Annotated in this window: 19 protein-coding genes and 5 pseudogenes; 12 read left to right on the forward strand and 12 right to left on the reverse strand. The window is 60.2% G+C overall.

The genetic code is table 11. From position 1 onward, the window contains the following. The first annotated feature begins 19 nt into the window (after positions 1-19). Positions 20-2,041: a carbamoyltransferase family protein gene (locus JG747_RS34570; protein ID WP_199201271.1), complete on the forward strand. Its 2,022-nt coding sequence runs from the start codon at positions 20-22 to the stop codon at positions 2,039-2,041. Between the two features lie 216 nt (positions 2,042-2,257). Here the strand turns inward: JG747_RS34570 and JG747_RS37380 are convergent, their stop codons facing one another. Both JG747_RS37380 and JG747_RS37385 read right to left on the reverse strand, forming a co-directional pair. Further along, positions 2,258-2,494: a DUF6398 domain-containing protein gene (locus JG747_RS37380; RefSeq protein WP_244748460.1), complete on the reverse strand. Its 237-nt coding sequence runs from the start codon at positions 2,492-2,494 to the stop codon at positions 2,258-2,260. A gap of 30 nt (positions 2,495-2,524) precedes the next feature. Next, positions 2,525-2,647: a PLP-dependent transferase gene (locus JG747_RS37385; RefSeq protein ID WP_244748461.1), complete on the reverse strand. Its 123-nt coding sequence runs from the start codon at positions 2,645-2,647 to the stop codon at positions 2,525-2,527. Between the two features lie 318 nt (positions 2,648-2,965). On the opposite strand from JG747_RS37385, the gene pdxR reads away from it, so the two are divergent. Next, the gene (pdxR, locus tag JG747_RS34580) at positions 2,966-4,435 is read left to right on the forward strand and encodes a MocR-like pyridoxine biosynthesis transcription factor PdxR (protein ID WP_199201585.1); all 1,470 of its coding nucleotides are present in this window, start codon (positions 2,966-2,968) and stop codon (positions 4,433-4,435) included. A gap of 22 nt (positions 4,436-4,457) precedes the next feature. Here the strand turns inward: pdxR and JG747_RS37700 are convergent. Further along, positions 4,458-4,562: pseudogene (locus tag JG747_RS37700) on the reverse strand (LysR family transcriptional regulator); the annotation flags it as partial. A 382-nt stretch (positions 4,563-4,944) separates the two neighbouring features. On the opposite strand from JG747_RS37700, the gene nodB reads away from it, so the two are divergent. The 4 genes from nodB (at position 4,945) to JG747_RS34605 (ending at position 8,473) form a co-directional block, all read left to right on the forward strand. Beyond that, positions 4,945-5,604: a chitooligosaccharide deacetylase NodB gene (gene nodB / locus JG747_RS34590; RefSeq protein WP_199201272.1), complete on the forward strand. Its 660-nt coding sequence runs from the start codon at positions 4,945-4,947 to the stop codon at positions 5,602-5,604. A gap of 490 nt (positions 5,605-6,094) precedes the next feature. Continuing rightward, positions 6,095-6,718, forward strand: coding sequence for an FMN-binding negative transcriptional regulator (locus JG747_RS34595; RefSeq protein WP_006328898.1), 624 nt, complete (start codon positions 6,095-6,097; stop codon positions 6,716-6,718). A gap of 21 nt (positions 6,719-6,739) precedes the next feature. Beyond that, the gene (locus JG747_RS34600) at positions 6,740-7,390 is read left to right on the forward strand and encodes a LysE family translocator (RefSeq protein ID WP_199201273.1); all 651 of its coding nucleotides are present in this window, start codon (positions 6,740-6,742) and stop codon (positions 7,388-7,390) included. Between the two features lie 270 nt (positions 7,391-7,660). Continuing rightward, positions 7,661-8,473 carry a TIM barrel protein gene (locus JG747_RS34605; protein WP_244748462.1) on the forward strand — a complete coding sequence of 271 codons (813 nt, stop codon included), beginning with the start codon at positions 7,661-7,663 and terminating at the stop codon, positions 8,471-8,473. Between the two features lie 14 nt (positions 8,474-8,487). Here JG747_RS34605 and JG747_RS34610 read toward each other — a convergent pair whose 3' ends face one another. Continuing rightward, positions 8,488-9,432 (reverse strand): LysR family transcriptional regulator, encoded by a 945-nt coding sequence (locus JG747_RS34610; protein WP_010913834.1) that lies wholly within the window; start codon positions 9,430-9,432, stop codon positions 8,488-8,490. Positions 9,433-9,592: 160 nt separating this feature from the next. On the opposite strand from JG747_RS34610, the pseudogene JG747_RS34615 reads away from it, so the two are divergent. Both JG747_RS34615 and nolL read left to right on the forward strand, forming a co-directional pair. Beyond that, positions 9,593-10,156: pseudogene (locus tag JG747_RS34615) on the forward strand (hypothetical protein); the annotation flags it as partial. Next, on the forward strand, positions 10,149-11,270 hold the full coding sequence (gene nolL, locus JG747_RS34620) for a nodulation factor fucose acetyltransferase NolL (RefSeq protein ID WP_199201275.1): 1,122 nt from the start codon (positions 10,149-10,151) through the stop codon (positions 11,268-11,270). The pseudogene JG747_RS34615 and the gene nolL, both read left to right, overlap by 8 nt. A 35-nt stretch (positions 11,271-11,305) precedes the next feature. On the opposite strand, the gene JG747_RS37705 is transcribed toward nolL, so the two are convergent. Beyond that, entirely contained in the window at positions 11,306-11,593 is a 288-nt protein-coding gene (locus JG747_RS37705; protein ID WP_096453860.1) for a hypothetical protein, read from the reverse strand. Here JG747_RS37705 and JG747_RS34630 point away from each other — a divergent pair. Further along, the gene (locus tag JG747_RS34630) at positions 11,505-12,410 is read left to right on the forward strand and encodes a LysR family transcriptional regulator (protein ID WP_199201276.1); all 906 of its coding nucleotides are present in this window, start codon (positions 11,505-11,507) and stop codon (positions 12,408-12,410) included. The genes JG747_RS37705 and JG747_RS34630 overlap by 89 nt on opposite strands. A gap of 110 nt (positions 12,411-12,520) precedes the next feature. Next, positions 12,521-12,636 (forward strand): annotated as a pseudogene (locus JG747_RS34635) (nitrogen fixation protein NifQ); the annotation flags it as partial. A 527-nt stretch (positions 12,637-13,163) separates the two neighbouring features. Here the strand turns inward: JG747_RS34635 and JG747_RS34640 are convergent. Then, complete coding sequence (locus JG747_RS34640; RefSeq protein ID WP_199201277.1) at positions 13,164-14,390, reverse strand: MFS transporter; 1,227 nt, start codon at positions 14,388-14,390, stop codon at positions 13,164-13,166. A 56-nt stretch (positions 14,391-14,446) separates the two neighbouring features. Further along, positions 14,447-14,837 (reverse strand): annotated as a pseudogene (locus JG747_RS34645) (RNA polymerase factor sigma-54); the annotation flags it as partial. An 879-nt stretch (positions 14,838-15,716) separates the two neighbouring features. Here JG747_RS34645 and JG747_RS34650 point away from each other — a divergent pair. Next, positions 15,717-16,844: pseudogene (locus JG747_RS34650) on the forward strand (DUF3363 domain-containing protein); the annotation flags it as partial. Between the two features lie 49 nt (positions 16,845-16,893). Here JG747_RS34650 and JG747_RS34655 read toward each other — a convergent pair. From JG747_RS34655 to JG747_RS34670, 4 genes are read right to left on the reverse strand one after another with little or no spacing between them, the layout of a single operon-like run. Continuing rightward, positions 16,894-18,453 (reverse strand): E2 ligase fold family C protein, encoded by a 1,560-nt coding sequence (locus JG747_RS34655; protein ID WP_199201279.1) that lies wholly within the window; start codon positions 18,451-18,453, stop codon positions 16,894-16,896. A 3-nt stretch (positions 18,454-18,456) separates the two neighbouring features. Further along, positions 18,457-18,933, reverse strand: a complete 477-nt coding sequence (locus JG747_RS34660; RefSeq protein ID WP_244748463.1) for a Mov34/MPN/PAD-1 family protein — start codon at positions 18,931-18,933, stop codon at positions 18,457-18,459. Between the two features lie 8 nt (positions 18,934-18,941). Then, a complete protein-coding gene (locus JG747_RS34665) occupies positions 18,942-19,559 on the reverse strand; it encodes a putative metal-binding protein (protein WP_199201281.1) in 618 nt (205 codons plus the stop codon). After that, complete coding sequence (locus JG747_RS34670; RefSeq protein ID WP_199201282.1) at positions 19,552-19,845, reverse strand: DUF2604 domain-containing protein; 294 nt, start codon at positions 19,843-19,845, stop codon at positions 19,552-19,554. Before JG747_RS34670 ends, JG747_RS34665 begins: the two co-directional genes overlap by 8 nt. A gap of 532 nt (positions 19,846-20,377) precedes the next feature. Between JG747_RS34670 and JG747_RS34675 the strand changes: the two genes are divergently transcribed. Then, positions 20,378-21,328, forward strand: coding sequence for a DUF1403 family protein (locus JG747_RS34675; RefSeq protein WP_199201283.1), 951 nt, complete (start codon positions 20,378-20,380; stop codon positions 21,326-21,328). Positions 21,329-21,562: 234 nt separating this feature from the next. Here JG747_RS34675 and JG747_RS34680 read toward each other — a convergent pair whose 3' ends face one another. Continuing rightward, the gene (locus tag JG747_RS34680; RefSeq protein ID WP_199201600.1) at positions 21,563-23,068 is read right to left on the reverse strand and encodes a peptidoglycan-binding domain-containing protein; all 1,506 of its coding nucleotides are present in this window, start codon (positions 23,066-23,068) and stop codon (positions 21,563-21,565) included. Positions 23,069-23,113 lie beyond the last annotated feature (45 nt).

The raw sequence follows: 23,113 nt of genomic DNA on the forward strand, positions 1-23,113 counted from the left end.
ACGATAAACGGAGAGCGAGATGCTGTGTCTAGGATTGAGCGGCGGATTAGACAAAGTCTATGAAAACCGATTCCAGATTGCGAATACATTCATGCACGATGGCGCTGCGGTGCTCGTCCGAGACGGACAGGTCATCGCGGCCGTAGAAGAGGAGCGCCTCAATCGGATCAAACACTCCAACAAGCTCCCAATCAGTTCGGTTCAATACTGCCTTTCAGCCGCTGGGGTTCAGCTCAGCGAAATCGATCATGTGGCGTACTACGCTACCGAAGCCTATTGCAACGCCATGCTCGAAAACATGCTTGCTTCCGAGCCGGACGCCTCCATTCCGTTGGATGCCAAATTTTTGGTGCAGCAGCTGTTGGCGCAGGAGTTCGGTAGCGAGCTCGACCCTTCGCGTATCTCATTCGTAAGTCATCATCAGGCGCACGCCGTGAGTGCTTTTGCAATGTCGGGCTTCGAGCAAAGTCTGATTTTCGCGATTGATGGCTCTGGTGATTTCCAGTCGGGTCTTGTGGCGGTAGGATCTGGTGCTGAAATTTCGCAACTCGCGACTTTCCCAGAGAACAATTCCCTTGGGCTATTTTATCTCGAGGTGATCCGGTATCTCGGCTACGGCTTGTTCGATGAATATAAGGTAATGGGGCTTGCCCCCTACGGCGATCCCGTTCCCTATCGCGAGCTTTTCGAGCAGTTCTATGAACTGTCTGCAAACGGCGAGTATCGCGTCCACCTGGACCGCATCGGTCCGACTTTGCTTCGCACCATTCAGGTCCGGCAAAAGGGAATGCCATTCACTCAGCAGCACAAAGATGTGAGTGCGTCGCTACAGGAAGCACTCGAACGCATCGTGTTTCACATTCTTCGGCATCATCGTGAGGCCACGGGGATGACGCGGCTGTGCCTGGCCGGTGGCGTTGCGCACAATTGCTCCATGAACGGCAAGCTGCTCTATTCAGGCCTTTTCGAAGACATCTTCGTGCAGCCCGCGTCGCATGACGCTGGCTGCGCATTGGGCGCTGCATTAATCGTGTCTGGTGAGTTGGGCCGCCCCGCGCCGCGTGCGCGATTGCAGGAGGTTTATTGGGGGCCGGATCTCGCGAGCGATCATGCTGTGGAAGAGGAACTAAAGGCATGGGCGGGGCACCTGGAGTTTGAACGCACTGAGGAGGTGGCGGATAGGGCAGCCGAGTGGATGGCCGGTGGCGCCGTGATCGGCTGGGTGCAAGGTCGTTCGGAGTTCGGGCCGCGCGCGCTCGGAAATCGCAGCATTCTTGCCGACCCCAGGCCCGCCACAAACAAGGACCGGATCAACGCCATGGTCAAGAAGCGGGAAGGGTATCGCCCGTTCGCCCCATCAGTGCTGGAGGAGGATGCGCGCGAATTTTTCGACCTCCCAGGCAGTGCGTGCGAATTTCCCTTCATGAATTTCGTGGTCCGTGTGCGCGACTCCAAGCGTGGTTTGCTCGGCGCCATCACGCACGTCGACGGTACGGCTCGGCTGCAAACAGTATCGCGCAAGGCCAGTCCGGCCTACTGGGACGTCATCAATGCCTTCAAGCAGCGCACTGGCATCCCAATTCTGCTCAACACGTCCTTTAACAACAATGCCGAGCCGATCGTGGATTCAGTTGCAGACTCGATTGCCACGTTCCTGACGACAGGGTTGGATGGACTTGTGGTCGGGCCGTTCCTCGTCAAAAAACGGGCCGCAACGCTGGAGGATTGGACTGCGCTAGCGGTTTCATTGCCGCCTTATGTATCCCTGTATAAGGTCCGCGCTCACACGGCGCTGGATCGCCAGGAGACCATCTGCGAAATCCGAACGGATCACTCCAGCCGTGACGGTGTGCGTATTTCACCTGAATTGTTCGATCTGCTGACGCGAATCGAGGGCGAAGCCGTGCTCGCGGATCTCCTCGATACAATTACGCTGGATCAGGCCCAGCGCGAGGCTCTCACAGGAGAACTGCGACGGTTGTGGGAGCAGCGCCGCGTTCGGATGCGTCCCTCGCAAGCTGCTCGCGTCCATCAAAACTGATGCCAAAAGCTGGACGACAGATAACAGTTGCCGAAACACCGTTCTGTCCAAACATCTTCATATGACTGTGCCCAGGCTGCGAGCAGCATAACGCCTATGGCAGTCGAGGATCAGTAATGGATTTGCTTGCCGGTGGCTCAAGACAGCACCAATTCGTCGTTTCTCGACGGCGGACCCGGTTCGGTGACTGCCTATGTCTCCGGCATCAGCCTGGTGTTACGCATAGCGGACGGGACGTGCGAGCGGGCTGCGCCGCTCGCGGGATAAGGCGGCGGCCCTACGGCGCGCCAAGCCGGCATATTCGTCGTTGAGATGCTTTTGGCAAAATGCGTTGGTGAGGCGACGATCATGTCTTAGCGCGCCTTGACCCTTCGGCCCCCTCGTTGGCGATGCCCGACATCTCCTTTCGGGCAATCGCCTGATCGGGATGCGAGTCGAGGAAGGGGAGCTCACCTAACCCACGGCCGAATGCCCGTCGCGCACCTACGCGATCGCAAGCGCCGTGGTGCTGTGCCATTCCATGCGAAGCGTGAGAGTCCTTTTCAGCCCGCGCAGAACCAGGAAGGAGGACATGGTCGAGAGCGCCGCGCCGGTGATGTAGCGCAAGCCCGTTTCGTACAGCGTGTGGAGGCTTCCGCGTCGCCGAGGATTGCGCCGCCAAGGCGGCGGCCTCATTCGCCGCAACACTTTCGATCGTAGGTCGAGCTCAGGAAGACGCGTGGTTGACCGGCATTGGGAAAACCAGCCGGATCGTAGCCGTGATGGATCGCGAGGGTAGCGAAGCCGAATTTGGCATCGTTCGCAGATGTGCCACTTTCCGGTCTTGGATTGCGGTCTCGGGCATCGGCTTCAGACGTGCCTTGGCTTTCGGAAGGAGTGGCTGCAAACTGGTTGATATGGAATGTCCAGTTGGCAGGAAAAGAAATGGTCCAGTCTCCAGGTCCCGGTGCTTCAACCCGCTCGCATGGCATGGGCGCGCGCCAGATCTACGAAGCGCTTCGCGAGCAGATCCTCAGAGGCGTTTACGGCACCGGAAGCCAGCTGCCGTCCTCCCGTGGTCTCGCCGAGGAACTTGGCGTCTCGCGAACGACCGTCACCGTCGCCTACGAGCAGCTGGCCGCGGAAGGTTTCATCGACATCCGTCAAGGCGCGCGCCCTCGTGTCGCATCCTCACTGCTGGGACATGAGCTGACCGCCAATCCCCCAAAACGGTTCGGCCCGGTTCACTTGTCAAGCTATGGCGAACGGCTGCGTGGTACTCCGCGCTGGCCGGATTACCTGCCGAACACGCTGAAGGTTGATTTCCGCTATGGCGTCCTGGCGCCCTCAGATTTCCCCGCATCGGTTTGGAAGCGCGCGATGAACGCGGCGATGGCGCAGCGGCCGGCACGGCTCGCCTATGACGATCCGTGCGGTTCGAGCCGGCTCCGCCAAGCGCTTCAGGGCTATCTCTGGCGCGCCCGTACTGTGCGCTGCGACCCCGAGCAGATCGTCATCGTCAATGGTTCGCAGCAGGGCCTCGATCTCTGCGCGCGCCTGCTGCTCGACCCCGGGGACAGCTTCGTCATCGAGGACCCCTGCTACAGGATGGCGCGCCAGGTCTTTGCCAGTACAGGTGCCACGCCCGTTCCCGTCGAGGTTGACGATCACGGCATGCAAACGGAGCAACTGGCGGGGGTCGCGGCCCGGCTGGCCTATGTGACGCCCTCGCATCAGTTTCCGCTCGGCGGCGTCATGCCGATCCCGCGGCGGCATCAGCTTCTGGAATGGGCGCGGGAGCAGGGCGCCTATGTCATCGAGGACGACTACGACAGCGAATATCGCTACGATATCAGCCCCGTTCCCCCGCTGCATAGCCTCGAGGATCATGGGGCCGTCATCTACCTCGGCACCATCTCCAAGACGCTCTCGCCGATGCTGCGGATCGGTTATCTCGTCGTCCCGGCGGAATTCCTGCAGGTTTTCGAAACCGCCAAGCAGCTTGCCGACCGGCATTCTCCGATGGCGGGGCAGGAGTCATTGGCCTCTCTGATCGAGAGCGGTGGCTATGAAAGCCATGTGCGCCGCGTGCGCCGCATCAACGGCGAGCGCCGGGAGGCATTGCTGACCGCCCTGAAGCGGAGTTTTCAAGGTCGGATCGCCGTCCAGGGGGCAGAGGCTGGACTGCACGTCGTCATATGGTTCAACGACCTGCCGCGATCGCGTGAAACGGCGTTGGTCGAAGCTGCCCAATACGCGGGTCTGGGTCTGCACCCGATTTCGCCGCTTTATCATCGGCAGTCGGGAGCAGGCGAAGCCGACCGCATCGGGCTTGTCATGGGCTATTCCGCCCTGAGCATCCGGCAGATCGAAAAAGGCGTCGAGATGCTGCGGGACGTCGTCGCTCGACTCTGAGACGCTGACGGTTCCGCACGCGGGTTAGAACGCATTCGCGGCCGCTCATCATAAACAGTTCATCGTTGAAATAGTCGCGTGGCCGGGCGACGGCCGCGCTCATGGCCGGCTGACTAAGGTTGATGCTGCTGCCGCCGTGAGGTTGCGCGCGATCCAAGCCTTTGTCTCATCTATCCGCAACGTGGATGCGTGTCATCGAAACAATCGATTTTGCCGATTCGACAGAACGTCCCATAGGAAGAATTCAAGGATGCAGCCCTAAGGAGATTGTCGATGCATGCGTTGGCTCCGAGGAGCATTTTCTGGTGTGTCCCTCCTGGTCTGCGCCGAACATCAAGCGAGCCGATCCCCTTTTCGACCAGGTACATCGGTGATCGGCGCAAGCTGCATCGCGTCGGCTCTTCGCGACAAGCTCCCCCCGATAGCGTAGGCCCCTACCTCAAGGATCGGGGTTATGCCGATTGCGAATGGCCGACCGGTACAACAATTGACCGCAAGGGTTCGCAGCTATGAGACGTCTCGATGACAGACGGGAGGTGCAGAGTGAATGCGCTGACGGCACCGGGCGTCGAAGCGTTTATCTGACGTTTGACGACGGTCCCAATCCATGTTTCACACCACAGATACTCGATGTGCTGGCGCAAAATCGGGTGCCAGCGACATTCTTCGTCATTGGTGCTTACGCCGCAGAGCATCCGGAACTCATCCAGCGAATGATCGCAGAAGGGCATGAGGTAGGCAACCACACGATGTCTCATCCGGACCTGTCCAAATGCGGTTTGGGCGAAGTGCAACGTGAAGTATTTGAGGCGAACCAGGCCATCATGCTGGCATGCCCGCAGGCCTCGATCCGCTACATTCGCGCGCCATACGGCGCCTGGAGCGAAGAAGTGTTCACTGCCTCAGAGATCGCGGGGCTGGCGGCCCTTCATTGGTCGATCGACCCAAGAGACTGGTCGCGCCCCGGCACCGACGCGATCGTCGATGCAGTGCTCGCCTCGGTACGCCCCGGCGCAATCGTGCTCTTGCACGACGGATGCCCTCCCGACGAGTCGACACGGAGCACTCAAGCCAGTCTGCGCAACCAGACCGTTATGGCGCTGTCCAATCTGATTCCTGCATTAGATGCCTGCGGATATGAAATTCGCTCGCTTCCAGAACATCACTGAAATGCGAGATCCCACGGACCTGCTTTCCCAGCCAGTACCTGTGTGGTCTCACTTATGAAGGCTTACAGGCCGTTTGCGCCCTGCGAACAAGCACTTCGTCGACATCGGACAAACTGGTCGGCTCCGACCCGTTGGCTAAGGGTAGTGTTGTCACCTGCTACAGTGAAAACCCGCGCAGGCTCTCGGCATGCCTAGCATCGCCGGTAGGTTCACTTTTCGACGATTGTTTGCATGTATGGTTCACTTTGCGTTGGATCAATTTCATTGGGCTTGCCGCAGGCTCACATAGCGACCAAGCGGGATCGCTGGCTGCGTCCAAAAGGTTTGGCAAGCAATTCGCATACCGTGACCGGCACCGGGGGATTCCGGTGCTCCGATGCGGCGCGCGATGCCAACTTTCCCCAACTGGACCGCCTCAAAAGCTTCTGACTGGCTGTTTCCAATATGCCAGCTTGCCAGTATCTGAACTGGTAACGCAAGGAGTTTCGCGATGTACATCCCTCCCGCTTTCCGCGACGACGACAAGGAATGCCTGCGCGCGACCATTCGCGCGGCGCTGCTGGCGAACTTCGTTACCGTCACGGCGGAAGGGCCGCTCGCAACGCCACTGCCCCTCTTCCTTGACGAGAGCGAGGGCGAGCACGGCGTGATCTACGGGCACCTGGCGAAGGCCAATCCCCAGTGCCGTGTTCCGCCGCTGGGCGACGGCTTGGCCATCTTCATGGGGCCGGACGCTTACGTGACGCCGGCATGGTATGCGACCAAGCGGGAAACCGGGAAGGTCGTCCCGACCTGGAATTACGTCGCCGTCCACGCCTATGGCCCGGTCGAGTTCTTCGAGGATGCGGGAAGACTGCTGGACGTCGTGAATCGGCTGACCGACCACCACGAGGGCGAGCGCGCCTCGCCTTGGGCCGTGTCGGACGCGCCGCCGGATTTTGTACAGGCGCAACTCCGCGGAATCGTCGGCCTGCGCATGCCAATCACGAGGCTGGAGGGCAAGCGCAAAATGAGCCAGAACCGGAACGCGGCCGACCGCGCTGGCGTGGCGGCGGGCCTTGCGGCGAGCGAGCGGGCATCTGACCGCGACGTCGCCGCTCTCATCCCAAAATAATCTTCGTCGGAATCGACCATCATGCCAGAACTGACCCCATTCGCCCTGTACCTCGCCGCGGCCTCCGTGCTCGCCATCACCCCCGGTCCGGGCATCTTCTACGTTGCCGCGCGCACGCTCGCCGGTGGTCGTCGGGAAGGTATCGCTTCCAGCTTCGGCACGGGGTTGGGGGGCATGATCCACGTCCTCGCCGCAAGCTTAGGTATTTCCGCGATCGTGCTCGAGAGCTCGGAACTGTTCTCCGCATTAAAGCTGTTCGGCGCGGTCTACCTCGTCTGGCTCGGCTTTCGCACCTTTCAAGCCGCCCGCCTCAAGGGAGCGACTGGCGGCGATGAGGGCGCCGCAGTGGGTCCAGTCGGACCCCGGCGGGCGTTTCGTGAAGGGGTACTGGTCGAGGCGCTCAACCCGAAGACGGCAGTCTTTTTCCTCGCCTTCATTCCGCAGTTCGTGAATCCGAGCGCAGGGCTCGTGGCTCTGCAATTCGTGGTGCTTGGCTCCGTGTCCATTGCGCTCAACACGCTCGCCGACATCGTGGTTGCCGTCGTGGCCAGCGGCATTCAAGACGGCGCTGCAGCGCGTCCCGGGTTGATCCGCCGCCTGAGGGAGGCGTCAGGTGGCGCGATGATCGCGCTGGGCGTCGGCCTCGCTCTGGCGAAACACCCTGCTGCCTGACTTTGAATCTGATCGATTGGGCATCTTTCAGGGTTGGCGGGTACCTTGCGGAAGCAGTTGGATGGCTGCGAGTCAGTTCTCTCAGGAGGCGCGGCACCGCCGTTTGGGTGAACGTCGGCTCATAAATGAGAGAAAAACATAGCGTGAGAGAAACGTGAGTACGACTGCCTCGCCTCGCTCATGCCCATCATTTCGGCCCTCGCGAATCAACGCACGGTAGAAGCCAGTCAGCCGAGAATGACGCCCGTTTCATGGAAGGAAAGCCAAGCCATGCGCCAAGCATCGCCCCGCTTTGCACTCGATTATTTGGCGACGCCCGGACTTGACGTCAGGGCACTTTTCGCTTTTGCCCGCGACCAGGGCCTAACCGATGTCCAGATCCGCAGCCAACCGGGCAGCAATGCTATTGCACGCGGCATGCCGGCGGCGGACGTCCGGTCTGCGGCCGCCGACACAGGCGTTGGGATTATTTCCGTCAATGCCCTCCAGCGCTTCAATGAGTGGACCCCCGCCCGCAGGGCCGAGGCCAGCAAGCTCGCCGATTATGCAGCGGCCTGCGGAGCCAAGACGCTCATGCTGGTGCCGGTCAACGACGGCTCCTGGCCCGCCAATGTCGAGCGCCGGGGCGATCTCCGCGTCGCCTTGAAGGCGCTCAAGCCGATCCTCCAGTCGCGCGGTCTGATCGGTCTCATCGAGCCGCTGGGCTTCCGGACCTGCTCGCTTCGATCGAAGAACGAAGCGGCTAAGGCCATTGCCGCCATTGATGGCCAATCCGTCTTCCGCCTCGTGCACGACACGTTCCACCACACGCTTGCCGGGGAGACGTTCTTCTCCTCCGAGCTGACCGGTCTCGTCCACATTTCAAGCGTGAACGATCCGATCCACTGGATTTACCCGGATCGCGTCCTAGTCGGTTCCGACAATGGCAGCCAGATCCGGGCGCTGCTTGATGGCGGCTATGGGGGGCCCTTCTCATTCGCACCGTTTGTCGACGCAGCCCACCCGCTGGACGACCTCGCAGGCGCACTTGCCGCGAGCGTCGCTCTCTTCCGACACGGGCTATTGACGCGAGTGCCGGCGTGAGACGCGGGAGTAAATTAGGGCTGCCTGGGGCGCCTTTTGGCGTCCCCCGGAGAAGTCATTCGAGACGCCTCCTGTAGCAATATCTCTCGCAGCCAGATGCTTGCCGGATCACTGTTGTGAAGGGCGGGCCATTGAACGGCCTCGGTGAACGTGGGTAGTGGCAGCGGAAGTTCGATGATCCGCAGGGGGAAGGTTTTTTTGAAATGCTGAACCAGCCGGAAGGGCATGGTCGCTATACGAGCTGTGCCTGAGACCATCGGCGGGATCATGCTAAAGGCCTGCACAACGATCTCGACACGTCTCTTGAGACCATGCTCAAGAAAAAACTGTTCCTCGATGGAGGGCTTCAGCGTCCGCCCGAACTTGACCGCAACGTGCCTCATCGACATGTATCTCTCGAATGTAAGCTGCCGTGGCAGCTGCTTGTTCGTGGAGCAGCCCACGCACACGAGCGTCTCGTCGAACAGCGCCGCTCTTGGATGGGCACTTGACATGAACAATTCTGGAAAAATCAGAAAATCGACGTCACCGCGCCGGAGAAGCTCATCGGGGTCGTCGTCGATAGGCAACAATTCGAAGCTGACGGCGGGTGCTTCGCGTGCAACCCGCTCCACGACCTTTTCAAAAAACACGAGTGTGGCGAAATCGGAAAGAATGATCCTGAAACGGCGATCGGATTGAGCCGGATTAAACGGATCCCAAGAGATAATCGAGCACTGGATTTGCAAGAGTGCGCTGCGAACTGCGGGGGCGAGTGTTTCCGCACGCGGGGTTAGAACACGTTCGCGGCCGCTCGTCGTAAACAGTTCATCGTTGAAATAGTCGCGCAGCCGGGCGACGGCCGCGCTCATGGCCGGCTGACTAAGGTTGATGCTGCTTGCCGCCGCCGTGAGGGTCCGCTCGGTCAGCAGTGCGTCGAGCACGACGAGAAGGTTCAGATCAAGGCCCTTGAAGCGCATGGCTTTCACTTATCCATAGCGTGGATGCTCGCGATCTAAACAATCGATTTTACCAAACTTCCAGGGCGCTGCATAGATGACCGCACTTGACATGCGCCCGATCACGCCACTGCTTCTGCAGCGTGTGCTGGGAAATGACTTGTAAGTAGCCGATCATGTCGAACTCTCCGCCTTCTTCCAAAAGGCCTATGGGCGACAGGGGCTTTCAGGCGGTTGTAGCTGGGCCGGTGCAGGGCCGAGGGTTCGCGCAATCGGCTCTGATGTGCACGGCGTAGCAGCTCACTAGGACCTGCTGCGCCATTTCTTCACGGTTGGCGAGGTTGATTGCTTGGTAGGCGAACTCGGATCGTACAGGATGCATCCGGATCTTGAGAGACTCGGAATGAGTCGTTCTATCCGCGTCATGCGTCCGGTGCTGCAGCAGCGTGGCATTCCATTCGCTTTTGGCATGGTTCGGCACCCGCTGCGAAACCATCTTGAGAGGTTTTGCAGAGACGGCCAGACGACCATAGTGCCGGGCGTTCGCATCGCCACACATGATCGCGACCGCCAATGCGCTCGAGGTTTGCGATCAGGCACTGGGATTTTGTCCGCTCGGTTGCAGCCAATCGGCCCTCCATACCACGCCGCGATCGGCGTGATTTTCGATCCTTTGCACCGCGCTCGCCGTGCCCAGAAACGGCAAGTAGCAACTGCAACAGATAGGCTGGAGTCTGATGCTTGATAACATAAGAGCCGGAGCGAAGGGACGCGGCTCGTGCCCAGCAGGGACAAACAACCGAGACCTAAGCTTTGATTTCGCCAAAGGCATACTCATTACTTTGGTGATAATTGGGCACTTGTTACAATATTTAATCTACCAGGGCACCGACGCTTTCTGGCTGTCGCCGTATTTCAAGTCGATCTACATGTTTCATATGCCTCTCTTTATGGCGATAAGCGGATATCTTTCTTCTGGGGCAATTTTGCGAAAATCGTTCACCCAAGGTGTCGGTGAGCGGGCAATGCAGCTACTACTGCCAATGCTTTTTTGGTGTACGTTGATTTGGACGTTAAAGTCCGCAGTTATTTTTCCCATGAAGAGTTTAACTGATACATTGTTGGATTTGCCGACGGAAGTTATTGGAACCTATTGGTTCATATGGGCGGCATTTATTTCGTTCATTCTGATTAGAGTTCTTACAACTTTCAACCGTCTATCGATATGGATCATAAGCGCATCTGCAATTGCGGTCGCATTCGCACCCATCACGTTATCAATAACCCCGTTGTTAAAGTACACTTACCCATTTTATTGTTTAGGGTTCCTGTTTGCCCAGCCGATCGGATGGCAGAATGGCGTCATCTGGCGTCACAAATCCATTTTTGTTGTCTTATTTTCGATAGCGGCTTTCATATGCTTCCTCGTGTGGGGCAAGGAGACTTACGCCTACAACAATCTCGTTTTAGTTCATGATGAACAGTCAGCTAAACAAGTTTTTCTGATGTTCTCTGGCTCTTTGGCGGCTTCTGCGGTAGCAATGCAGTCTATGTTCCAATGCTGGAGACTTGTCTATTCGACTAGAGTAGCTCGCTTTGTCGCGGTGCAGCTTGGTCAGAGCACGCTGCTGCTTTACCTGGTCCAGGGTGCCGTGTTTCGCCTCATGGATTTGATACAGTTTGGAGAAGTCTGGAATCTCACGACCAGAATCACCTTCGCAACTGTGCTTGGAGTGGCGATTGTCGTCATAGCGATGGCAATTCGCAGTATTGCGCGCAACCTCGGATATGTGTCGCGGATCGTTGTCGGAGCGCCGCCACGCCCAAGTCTGCTCAAATCTCAATCTGTAATCAATTAGCCACGTGAAAAATTCGCATCTGTAATCGACATGTTTCATAGCTCCGGACCTATCCGATCGACTGTTGTACCGGTCGGCCATTCGCTCGTCGGCCGCGCTATCCCCATAACTACGACGAGCACGTCCTCCACGCGCGCGGGCGGCAGGTCGGGACACAACACCTCTGAGTGGGACCGTAAACGAGCGCCCATAATGGTCACGATGACAAACAACCACGTTACGGACAGATGAGGCATGCGTTTCAAAGGCCTTGATCTGAACCTTCTCGTCGTGCTCGACGCACTGCTGACCGCGCGCAACCTCACGGCCGCGGCAAGCAGCATCAACCTTAGTCAGCCGGCCATGAGCGCGGCCGTCGCCCGGCTGCGCGACTATTTCAACGATGAACTGTTTACGATGAGCGGCCGCGAACGCGTTCTAACCCCGCGTGCGGAAACACTCGCCCCCGCAGTTCGTGGCGCACTCTTGCACATCCAATGCTCGATTATTTCTTGGGATCCGTTTAACCCGGCTCAATCCAATCGCCGCTTCAGGATCATTCTTTCCGATTTCGCCACACTCGTGTTTTTTGAAAAGGTCGTGGAGCGGGTTGCACGCGAAGCACCCGCCGTCAGCTTCGAATTGCGGCCGCTCGACGACGACCCCGATGAGCTTCTCCGGCGCGGTGACGTCGATTTTGTGATTCTTCCGGAATTTTTCATGTCGAGCGCCCATCCAAGAGCGGCGCTGTTCGACGAGACATTCGTGTGCGTGGGCTGCCCCACGAACAAGCAGTTGCCACGTCAGCTTACATTCGAGAGATACATGTCGATGAAACACATTGCGTTCAGGGTCGGCGGTGCCCAGATGCCATCCATCGAGGAACAGTTTTTGCTTGAGCATGGTCTCAAGAGACGTGTCGAGATCGTCGTACAGGCCTTTAGCATGATCCCGCCGATGGTCTCAGGCACAGGTCGGATAGCGACCATGCCCTTCCGGCTGGTTCAGCATTTCAAAAAAACCTTCCCCTTGCGGATCATCGAACTTCCGCGGCCACTACCCACGTTCACCGAGGCCGTCCAATGGCCCACCCTCCACAACAGTGATCCGGCAAGCATCTGGATGCGGCAGATAATGTTGCAGGAGGCATCCCGCATGTGACGTCGCGGGCACTCCTGGTCTCAGTCTAGATTTACTCAGCGCCTCATACGGGTGCGAACCGGCGTGTAGAATTGGGTCTGACTCAAATTCGATGATTTTGCATAACGCGTGCCACGTGTTTCCCCACCCTGGCAGCCGGCAACACCAAAAACATGAAGTGGAAGAAGTACTTTTACCGCAAGCTATGCGAGGCTGAAGGTTTTCGCAATGCACCGCACCGAATTGCGGGGATCCTGAGCGTGAGATAACTCGTCTCGTCATCCTGCCGACTTCCGGTAAGCCGCCGGGCAGGCGGCGCTTGGGATTCCGCCGCTGGAAATCCGCCTCGCGGGTCTGTCGACGTTCATTCGCGGCTGGATCACAGTTGGTAAATACAACTACGACATCGCCGAACGATCCTCTATTTCGGGCCGAATCGGAAGCTGCGGGGCATGTTCGGCCCCGAGCCTCGGTGGCCACGTAGCGTGTTCTCGCCTGTTGGAGGATCTTTCAAAATTCAGGTGGTTATAACCACACTGCAGCGACATTGTCGCCATGCCAGAGCGGTCGACGGCGAGGCGGTCCGGTTCGGTCCGGCACTCTTAGCTTCTCTCGTCGGCACCATCATTCGAAACGCCCCCGCCGGTCGAAATCGCCGGACAACAGCGTCCGATCACCCGGAGACGAGGCCTGCAACCGCCAAAAATCGGGCGTAGGATCGCACCGCGCGGCTGATGATTGCATCTTTCCCGCGCTGCACTGATGGCCTCTCTGTCAGGTGGTCTGAGGTTCGCGCTTCGGGCCGAGCAAGAACACTGTCAGGGCGCCGAGGAACGAGGCAACGGCGCTGTAGGCAAGGGCACTGGCGACGCCGGCATTGTCCATCAGTAGTCCGCCGAAAATCGCGCCCGCTGCGATGGCCACCTGGAACGTTGCGGCCATCAGCCCACCGGCGCTTTCGGCCTGCTCGGGAGCAGCCTGCAGCACCATCCATGTCTGCAGTCCCACCGGCACCGCGCCGAAGGCAAAGCCCCATACGGTAACCGCAATCGCCGTGGCCCAAGCCGATGCTCCCAGCGTCAGCAGCGAGACAGTGGCCATCGCTATGAGCAGGGGCGGCAGCGCCGCGGCTGCCTTGAGGCTGTGCTCGGCCAGGAATCCGCCGGCCAAATTGCCGAAGAAGCCGCCGATGCCAAAGACGAGCAACACGAGCGAGATCGTCTCGATATCAAGCGCGGGAAACTTCTCAAGGAAGGCGCGGATATAGGTGAAGCCGGCGAAGTGCCCGGAAGCGACCAGCAGGACGACCAACATAGCGACTTTGATCATCGGATTCTTGGCCACATCCAGCAGGCTGCGGAAGCTGGCCACTCCAATCGGAGGCAGCCTCGGAATGGTTATGAGTTGCACTACCAGCGTAACGGCGCCGACGACCGCAGCGATCATGAAGGCGGTTCGCCATCCCCAGATATCGCCGACATAGGCGCCGATTGGAGCCGCGCAAACGGTAGCGCAGGTAACGCCGGTGAGGATGATCGACATGGCGCGCCGCAGGAGGTGACTTGGAACGAGCCGCATCGCCAGCGCTGCCGAAATCGACCAGAACCCTCCGAGTGCTATGCCAAGCACGACGCGGGCGGCTAGGAGAACCGGCAGCGACCCCGCGACGGCCGATAGAACGTTCGACAGGATCAGCAGCAGCGTCATCGCCCATATGACGATCCTGCGGTCCAGGGGCCTTGTGATGACGGCCATCGTCGGCGCCGAGATCGCCCCCACGATGGCGGTCGTTGTCAGCGCCTGTCCAACTGCACCCTCGGTGATAGAGAGATCATGCGCGAGCGGCGTCAGCACGCTGGCAGGCAGAAACTCTGCCGTCACAAGCCCAAAGGTGCCTAAGGCAAGCGAAATGACTGCACCCCATGCGGGACCAGACCGTTGATCTGGCTGTTCTGGGTCATGCAGAACTCCGTCCATGAAGCCCGTAGCGGATTCGGTCATCAACAGGGTCTCCAGTTTGGATGTGCTGCAAACTCGGGTTGCTGCGTTGACCCGCATTAACGCCAGAAGCGCCATTCCCTGCGGCATTGCACGGACGAGGGGATGTTCATCGCTTCGCGATATTTTGTGACGGTGCGGCGCGCAAATCGATGGCCCTTTCCTTGGGCCGGACGACGATGTCGTCGTCGGAAAGCACGTCATCTTGCGATTCGTCGGCGATTGTCGCCTTGATCCGATGGCGGCCAGCTTCGGGGGGCACCGCGCGTCGCCACCTTGGGAGGACGCGCTCGCGACGGTGAAAAAATACTTCAGTTCGAACACTTCGCGCGGGGTCTGCATGTATGTGTTCGACGTCACCCGGCTTACCGTCGCCTGATGCACGTTGATCGCGTCGACGACAGTCCTGGGCCCGAGAGGCCGCACTTGGTCGATGCCGTGTTCCAAAAAAGGCATCCTCCTGGCGGAGGCGGGTAAGCGACAATTGGGCGAGCGCCACGGCTCCGTCAGTCTCGAACCAGCTATCGCAAATCAGATACCGGAGGAGGGACGTCTGGAGGGGACGTTCGGCGCCAATGTGCACGGTCTCCTTGGGCGCTTGTATGGAACTTCGCGTTTTTGCCATGGTTCTGTTCATAGCTTTCTACGTGCTTTGGTGGGCTCTAACGGATAACAGCAAGCGCTATGCCATTTCACTTGGGGGCACCGAATCGGACTATCTTTTGCCGAAGCCCTGTCGGCTTGAGCAGGGCGCGGTGCCTTGACCGAGACCGCGCGCGCCGCACAATCGCTTGGTCATCCGGACCGAGCAAAGGTGCTGTACTGTCGGAGTAGTCAGAACTACCGCACCGGCTAGGGAAGACGAAAACCGTTCCCGACGGGCCTAGCCGATGCATTGCCGCACGCCGGCGGGCACTGCATCGACCGCGTAAGGCTTTGTCTCTAGCGTGTAATTGCGTGCGCAGGCTGGCAACTTGCGAAGACGCGGCCGTCGCGCCTCTACCATCGCGCTATTGCTGTTCCCCCTGTCGAGGAAGGTCTTTGACACCCTTGAGCTCTTCATCACGGCGCGCCGGTCTCCACGCGGAGAGGATCGATTCCGGCTGGGCTGCTCCCTCGTGCGCGCCTATCCGAAAACATTGTTGTGTCCCGAAGGCGGACAAGAATGTCGCAAGCGCGACCAAAAGATCGCCACGGCCCGCAGGGGCAATTGCGACCCGTGGCCTTCTTCGGAAATCGGTGGAGCAATACCCTTTCCTCGTCGACTTCGGATGCGGGCTCAGCTGTGCCCGCCGCGCCGCTACGAACAACGCTAACCATGGCGCATGGCGGCTGGGCTTGGCCGAGGAGGTCGACCCGGTCCGCTGGCGCCTGGATGATGAGCTGGAAGCCACGCTACGCCGCACCGGCGAACGCGGCGACATCATCAAGACCATGCACCGCGAGCTGACTGGCAAGGGGCTCGCTCGCAGTGCCGCCGATTACCTTGTCCACGATCGACGTGAAGAGCCCTCCCCACCGGTCGTCGGCCGCCTCGTCGCGCGCGGGCTCGCCGACGAAATCAACGATCGGCATTACCTCATCGTCGACGGCGTTGACGGCAAAAGCCATTGGATAGACATCGGCAAAGGCGAGTTGACGGAACCGACGCCCGACGGCTGCATCGTGCGTGTCACGTCGAGGGATACCAAGCCCAGGCAAGTCGACCGTACAATCGCCGACATCGCTACCGCACACGGCGGCCGTTACAGCGTCGATATGCACCTCAAGCATGATGCGTTCGCCACCGAAAGCTTTGCCGAGACGCATATCCGCCGGCTGGAGGCGATCCGGCGCTCCACCGGCGGCGTGGAGCGCGAGCCGAATGGCACCTGGATCATCGCGCCGGATCATCTCGATCGTGTCGCGGAATACGAGCGCCTGCGGGCCAGGGTCGAGCCTGTGATAGTCGAGAAGCTCTCATCAATGCCGCTGGAACGCCAAGTCAGCTTCGAAGGCGCCACCTGGCTCGACCGGAACCTGGTTGCCGAGAGACCGGAGCCGTTGCGCAACTCAGGCTTCGGGCATGAGGTGCGGGAGGCGCATGCCCGTCGGCGGCAGTGGCTGATCGCGCAAGGCCTCGCGCACGAAGAACAGGACCGGGTCGTCTATAGTGCCAACATGATTTCGATCCTGCGCCAGCGCGATCTGAACCGTGTCGCCGGCCAGCTGTCGGATCAGCTCGGTCTCTCGTATGCCGAAGCGCAGCCTGGAGAACGAATAGAAGGCACGCTGCGCCGATCGGTCGAGCTTGCCAGCGGCAAATATGCCGTGATCGAGAAGTCGCGCGAGTTCACGCTCGTGCCGTGGAGGCCGGTGCTTGATCGGTACATCGGAAAGGAGGTTTCCGGTGTGGCGCGTGGGGAGGCTATCTCATGGACCCTCGGACGGCAGAGGAGCGGACATAGCGTTTCGTAGTGGCGCGCACATCGCCGCCCGGCGGCAACGGAGACATTCGCGCGTCTGCTTAGGCGGCGGAGACATCGCTTAGCTGTACGACGCTCTTGCCGTATTTGCGCCTGTAAGCTGCAATGAAATCGTCATCGCTACAGATGCAGCGGCCGCTGGAATCCTTGGCCTTCGGATCGTGCAAGTGGGAGCCAAGTGGGCGCAGAAGATTCACCCGAGTGCTCGTCGTCGGGCCCACGGGAAAACCCGCGCTATGTTTGACGAGCTCGGCGGCAAGCATAATCCCGGCAAGCGCTGACTGGAAGGCCATCGGAACCACGGTTCGACCGCGGCGACTTCCATCACTGAGCTGGAACACCAGACCGCCGCAGATAGCCTGCTGATAAAAGGAACGCAGGGGCTGGCCAACAAACGGGGCTAGCGGTTCAAACGGCACAGCCATCGCTGTAGCCACCCGAACTACAAAGTCGTTGGGAACTCCGGCATTGGTCTGCAGGAGCGTTTTCACCTGCTCGTGTGCTTCCGGTATTCCGAGTTCCTCGGCAATCAGCTGGTGCTCGTCCTTGGATTTCCCGGACGGCAGGTACATGCAACAAAGGCAAGCTTGGCCATCATCGAACCCGTGCCGCGAGATGCCGAGGTCGTGCTCCTGCGTCCAGGCATTCGCGATCCATCGGGGCAGAGCACCTTGGACCGCCAGACGGTCGGCGGCGGTGTCAAGCGCCACACCCACTCGGTCGAAGACCCAGTCGCCCTGGCGCGCAACATATTCTGCCCACGTCAGCGGGTGCGCCTCGACCCCAAGGGCCGTCGATCTAAGGGCGGTGGCTGCAAGAACCGCCTTGGACATGCCAATCTCCGCCTGGCCGGCCAAGGCGTAGCGCTGCAGGTTTGAGAGTTCGATTGCTTCGTGATCGATTACATGCAGACGACCCGTGAGACCGGGTTGTCTCGCTAGCGCCCAAAGCGAGCCATGGCCTATCGCACCGAGCCCAACGAGGTGCGTTTCGCCAAGGTCGACAGGTATGTCGATCGGGCCTGCCTCGCCGGCTTTGGTCTTGTCGTAACTGTATAACGAGAGGTCGATGGTTTCGTCTAACTCGGCGCCGGTCAGCTGAGCGGCGAAGATGGTTCGAAAGACGTTGGCGGCGCCGAAGCAACTGGCGGCGCCAGCTCCATAGGGCAGCAAACTCGAGCCGGAGCTCACCGGGTCCGTACGCGACAGCTTTGCCGCCCAACCTTCCGATCCCATGAAAAAGGTCGGGCACCGGAGTGGTGGGCGCGTCAGCCCTGCAGCTACGCAGATGGTGGCAGACTTGCCGGAACGCCGGATGCCAACTTTTGGATTTATCGACTTTGCCAAGCGCTCCAGCGCTTGGGCTTGAGAGCTTGCCGCGCTGCCCAGCGGGAGTATCGCCAGAACTGGATAGAGCCTGGCGAGCAACCTCACCGCAAGATCTAGTGTCGCCTGGCCTTCGGCGCAGGAAGCGGCTTGATCGTCAAAGGCGACGGCCACGACCTGCTTTTCAAGAGCTGCTTTAAAGTCCTCCAGATGAAAATCGGCTAGGACCTGAGATGCCGCCGTGGCGGCGCGGTCGATGAAGTTAGCGAGTGCCATTGTTCAACTCGTTATTGTGATCATTCGCGACAGTGCCGCGGAAGGGAGCGCATTCCAGTTGGCTTTTCCGTCGAGCCGATAGGCGGCGACTCGAGCAAAATCGAAAGGCTCGCGGGCGAAATTCGGCACTACCAGCGACAGACACCCAACCGTGGTAGCAACCGCATAAGCATCGTCGGTCGTCGAATGGTAGGCTCGGCCCGGATGGCTATGGATCTGGGCCAAGAGTTTCAGGCCGCTATTGTAGAGCCAGACATTAAGCCGGTGCAGTTCCTCGGCCGGAACCATCACGCAAACACCATCGCCCGTCCGAATGTGACGCTGCGCCGGGATAACGGTCTCTGTTACGGCAAAATGCTGGTCTTGCTGAACGCCGACCCAGAGCGCCATCCCCTCATTGCCTTCGCGACCAACCGAGCGCAGATGCGCATGCACAGTCGAGATACAGTGGCGCGGGAGCGTCACGGCCGTTACATCCATCAAAACGCTCATTCCGGAATGGCGGATGGGGGTACTACCATCGCTCCCACTGAGATTTGGAACTGATACTGTATCTGCTCCACGGGGCCGGTCCCGTACTTGATGATCTTGTCCAGGATAAAGGCCAAACAGCCTTCGCCAGAACCCCGGTGGAGAAGCCATGAGTCACCTGAATGGGCTGGATTGTCGTGGTATTCCCGGACGCCTGCCATGCACAGGAATGGCGTATGTTCCGCACTGTTGGCCTGGAGGAAGTCCGATAGCGACAGAGCTTTCTGCTGCATGAGGACCGAAATCATATCCGGTGGGGTTCCGGGTAGATGCGGTCGTCTGAGCATACTTAGCAGTAAATCCTTGCGGGCAACCGGCCGGCGGGTAAAGGGGTCGACGAAGACTACCGACGGAGGTCGGAGGTCGTAATTGGAGAAGTCGATCTCGACAGCTGCACCGATTATCTGTGGCCTTATCTTGGGCGGTGCGAAGATGAAGAAGGCAGTAGGGAATCTCGCCTCGATCAGGAAACCACCCTGAGCCCGGTAAGCGCCCGCTTGTGTTTGGAACCAGCCGATCTGCCGATCGAATTTCGCTCGCGAGACCGCAGGGTCCACAGTCTGGATTTCAGGCACCTGCTACACCCGCCTTCAGGCTGAGGAACAGGGTCACAAAGTTCGCGAAACCGAAATCGCCAACTTTTTTGTCCACGTCGAGCAGGTTGCCGGCCTCATCCTTGAATTCCCAATTCTCGGCCGGCTGGGCGACGTTCTGCGTGTTCTCAAGGGCTTTGGCACGAACGACGTGAAGCGGCTGGTTGGGATTGGCTTCGACCTGCGTGGGCTGGCCGTTCACCACCACCGTGATCTCAATCTTGCCTGGCCCGCCGCCGTGATCGCCCTTACCCGAATCCTTCGACATTTGTCCTACTCCTGTGGCTTGCCAACCGGCCCCAGGCGCTTGTGCCCACCTGCTAGTGAGACCGGCGATCTTCAATCGTCCACTCGGCGCCACGGGCCGCGAGTACGCAAAAGACAGGGGATAAGCTACCGAATCGGTGCTACCTTCTTTTATGCGTGACTTGAGCGGCAAGTAAACAGGCTGAAATTGCGCTTCACAACTATAATCGATTAGAGCAATACGAAAATATTGGCGATACACCTATTTCATGTGCTCTTTCACGCGCCTGCTCCACTGACAGCCCCCGTGCAAGTCCGCCGGCCGGTATGATTTCAGGTTCGATTGGGCGGACGCTGTGACGGTTCGGCTGCGGCGGCTTCTAGCCGCTGCAATCTTGACGGAGGGTTTATCGAATAGGCAATCACGCGGAGCTTTAGAGTTGGTGATCCGAGCTCGGCCTATTCGAAAGGTGGCTCGGAAGCAGGTCGCCGTGACCAACTCCGGGTACCGGGATAGTCGCGACGAGAAGACGGGACTGTCCGGATTGACGTGAGTGGCGCTCGCGCCCGGCCGCGATACCAGCGACGCCGACGCCGCCTTCCAGGCCGGCGCCGCCCTGAGCGCGCTCGACACGCTGGCCCGCGCGCAAGCCAGCTGGGCCGGCGCCTGGCGCCAGCGGCTGGCGCTGAGATGCGCCGCCGCCAGCATGCGGCTCGCCGGCCGCTCAGAGGACGAGGCCGCCCTGCGCGATGCCTGGCACCTGCGCCCGCCCGGCGCCGATCCCGGCCCCGCCGGCGCCATCCTTGGCGCCTGGCGGCAGTTGGCCGGGCAGCCGCCCGTTGCCAGCGCCGATCAGCTCGAAAAGATCGTCGACCAGCTGGGTCTCCATTGGGATGTCGAGGCGCTGGCCGCGCTTTGTGAACACATTGACGACCTGCCGCGCTCGGGGCGGCCGGCGCCGTTCGCCGCGGCGGCGATCGCCGCCCACGTCGTTGCCATGCGGCCCGATGCCGAGCTTTTTGCCTGGTGGCTGGCCGACCTGGTGCTGGCGCAAAGCCTGCGCTGGCCGCGGCCGCTACCGCTCCTGATGGCGCAGGCCTTTGGTCCGGCCTTTCGCGAGGCCGGCGGCAAGCGCATCCGGCCCGGCGAAAAAGGGTTTGAGCGCGCGGTTTGCCTGGCGCTGGTTCACGCCGCGGCGGAGTCCTGCCGGCTGGCCGCCGAGTTGTCGCCCCGCGCGGAGCGGCTCATCGCCGTCGCACCGAAGCTCAGGGCAAAGGGGGCGGGCGAGGTGATCCAAAGACTGCTCGACGAAGAAGCCGTTTCAGGCTCGCTGACGACCAAAAACTTCCTGTCGCATTTCGGGCTCGACACGCTGCGCCAGCTGCCGGATTTCGAGATGCTCGAGGACGCCGGGCTGCTGTCGAAGGAGAAGCTGCTGGCTGGCGACATCATGCCCGACTTTTCCGATGGGGATGAGGGACAGGTTGGGCAAGAAGGGCGGTGAGGACCTCCGGGGGTGCCGACGCCTCGGAGCTACTTCAGCGCGCTATGGAGGGGAGCCAATCCTCGACGGTCTGAATGAGATTTGCAGGTAGGATCGAACACGCGGATCGTCTTGGCTTCCATCGCTTCGAGGTAGGCCGCTTGAAGCGTTGGCGGGGCCTCCAGGAAGGTTTTGCGCTGGACATGAAGAGGTCGGCGCTTTCAAGGCCGCCCGCCCCGCAGTCCGAGCTGACGTTTATTGCCTTGCTCCCATCGGGTCGATGGCCTCGAGCAGGGCCTTATCCAAGGCAGGCGTTCTTTGAGGACCGAGTAGGCAGATCCAGGCTTGATTCTTCGTCAGAGAAAATTGGCCCGATATCGTGCGCAGGAGCGAAGGCGCCTTCGGGCTTGCGTTGTAGAGGACGACTACGTCCTCCAGCGGGCCGCGAAGGAGGGCCTTGTTCAAGTCTGTGACCGCATAAGTCGCGCTGTCGCTTTCCTGGCTGGCTCCGCTTCCCGACTGGCTGTCAGCGGCCTTGCCTGTATCCAGTTCATCCGCCAGCGCCTGCCTGGCGATCATGGCGCGCACGGCTTCTCGTGCATCGGCCAGCGTGTCCAGGTCATTCGTGTCGGTGATCTCGTCGAGCGCCTTCACCTCCTGAACGACCTCGGGAAGCTTTGCCGATGTCAGATGGCTGCTCATCCAATGCTTGAGCGCCTGACGTTCGGCCTGTAGCTCGGCGAAGATTTCGGCCTTCCGCTTTTCAATTTCCCGGGCGCGCTCCTTGTCCCTCGACGCCGAAAACTCGGAATATCCCGGCACGGCCATGAGCAGGTTGCTCAGCCGCAACGCCGAACTGTCCAGCGCATCGGTGGAATCTGTCTGGACCTGCGTGTTCAGCGCGGCGGCCTGACCGGCGATCTCGACGAGGTTCGAGGTCTGAGGGTTCAGCTTCAGGAATGTCTCGGCATCAGAGAGCAGTGCCGTCGCGGAGGTTCTCGCCGCCTTCAGTTTGCGGGCCTCCGCCTTGTCGTAAGAGGCCTTGTCGCCAAAGCCCTTCTGTTTGGCATCGCGGAACGCGGCAGGATCGGAAAATCCCGATGCGCGATAACCGACCAGTTCCGCGTTTGTCTGTATGCCAAGCTGGACGGCCGCTCGATACTCGTTGGCTGCCGTGAATCCACCTGTCTGGGCACTTTGGTATTCATCGCGGTTGCGAAAGCCGCCTGACACGGCGGCATCGTAGTCACTCTGCGTCGTGAAACCCATGTTCTTCGCCTGCGCGAATGCGCTAGCCGAGGTAAAGCCGCCGGACCTTGCATCGTTGAAGCTCTGCGCGTCCGTATAGCCGAGCGCGCGGGCGGCGTTTCGCTCCTCGTCGCTGTGGAAGCCGTCGCCGGCGTTACGTTCGATCTCGGCCAGGCTGTAGTCGGTGAGAATTGCACCCGGCTGCAGGTCGAAACGCGCAAGGTATGACCTGAAGGCCTTAACGGTCGTTGGCCCAATCAGGCCGTCCACAGGGCCGGAATATAGGCCAAGCTTGGACATCGCCGCCTGGAGCCTTTGGACGAGCCTCAGATAGTTGGGCTGGGTCGCGAAGTCGAAAGAGGCTCCCCTCTGGTAGGACATCCAGATCAATCCATCCAGACCGTCCCCGCGCGAGAGAAACGAATCCTGAGGGATGATGTGCAGTTCCTTGAGCGCGGTCAGGTTCGCCTTCGCCTTGTCCTGGTAAAGCGTCCCGGCCACGACAGCAAACACGCCGTTCCGGCTGTGAAGGACAAGTGTCGGCCCCAATGTCGGCGC

It is taken from the genome of Mesorhizobium sp. 131-3-5 (assembly GCF_016756575.1).
Taxonomy (GTDB): Bacteria; Pseudomonadota; Alphaproteobacteria; order Rhizobiales; family Rhizobiaceae; genus Mesorhizobium; species Mesorhizobium jarvisii.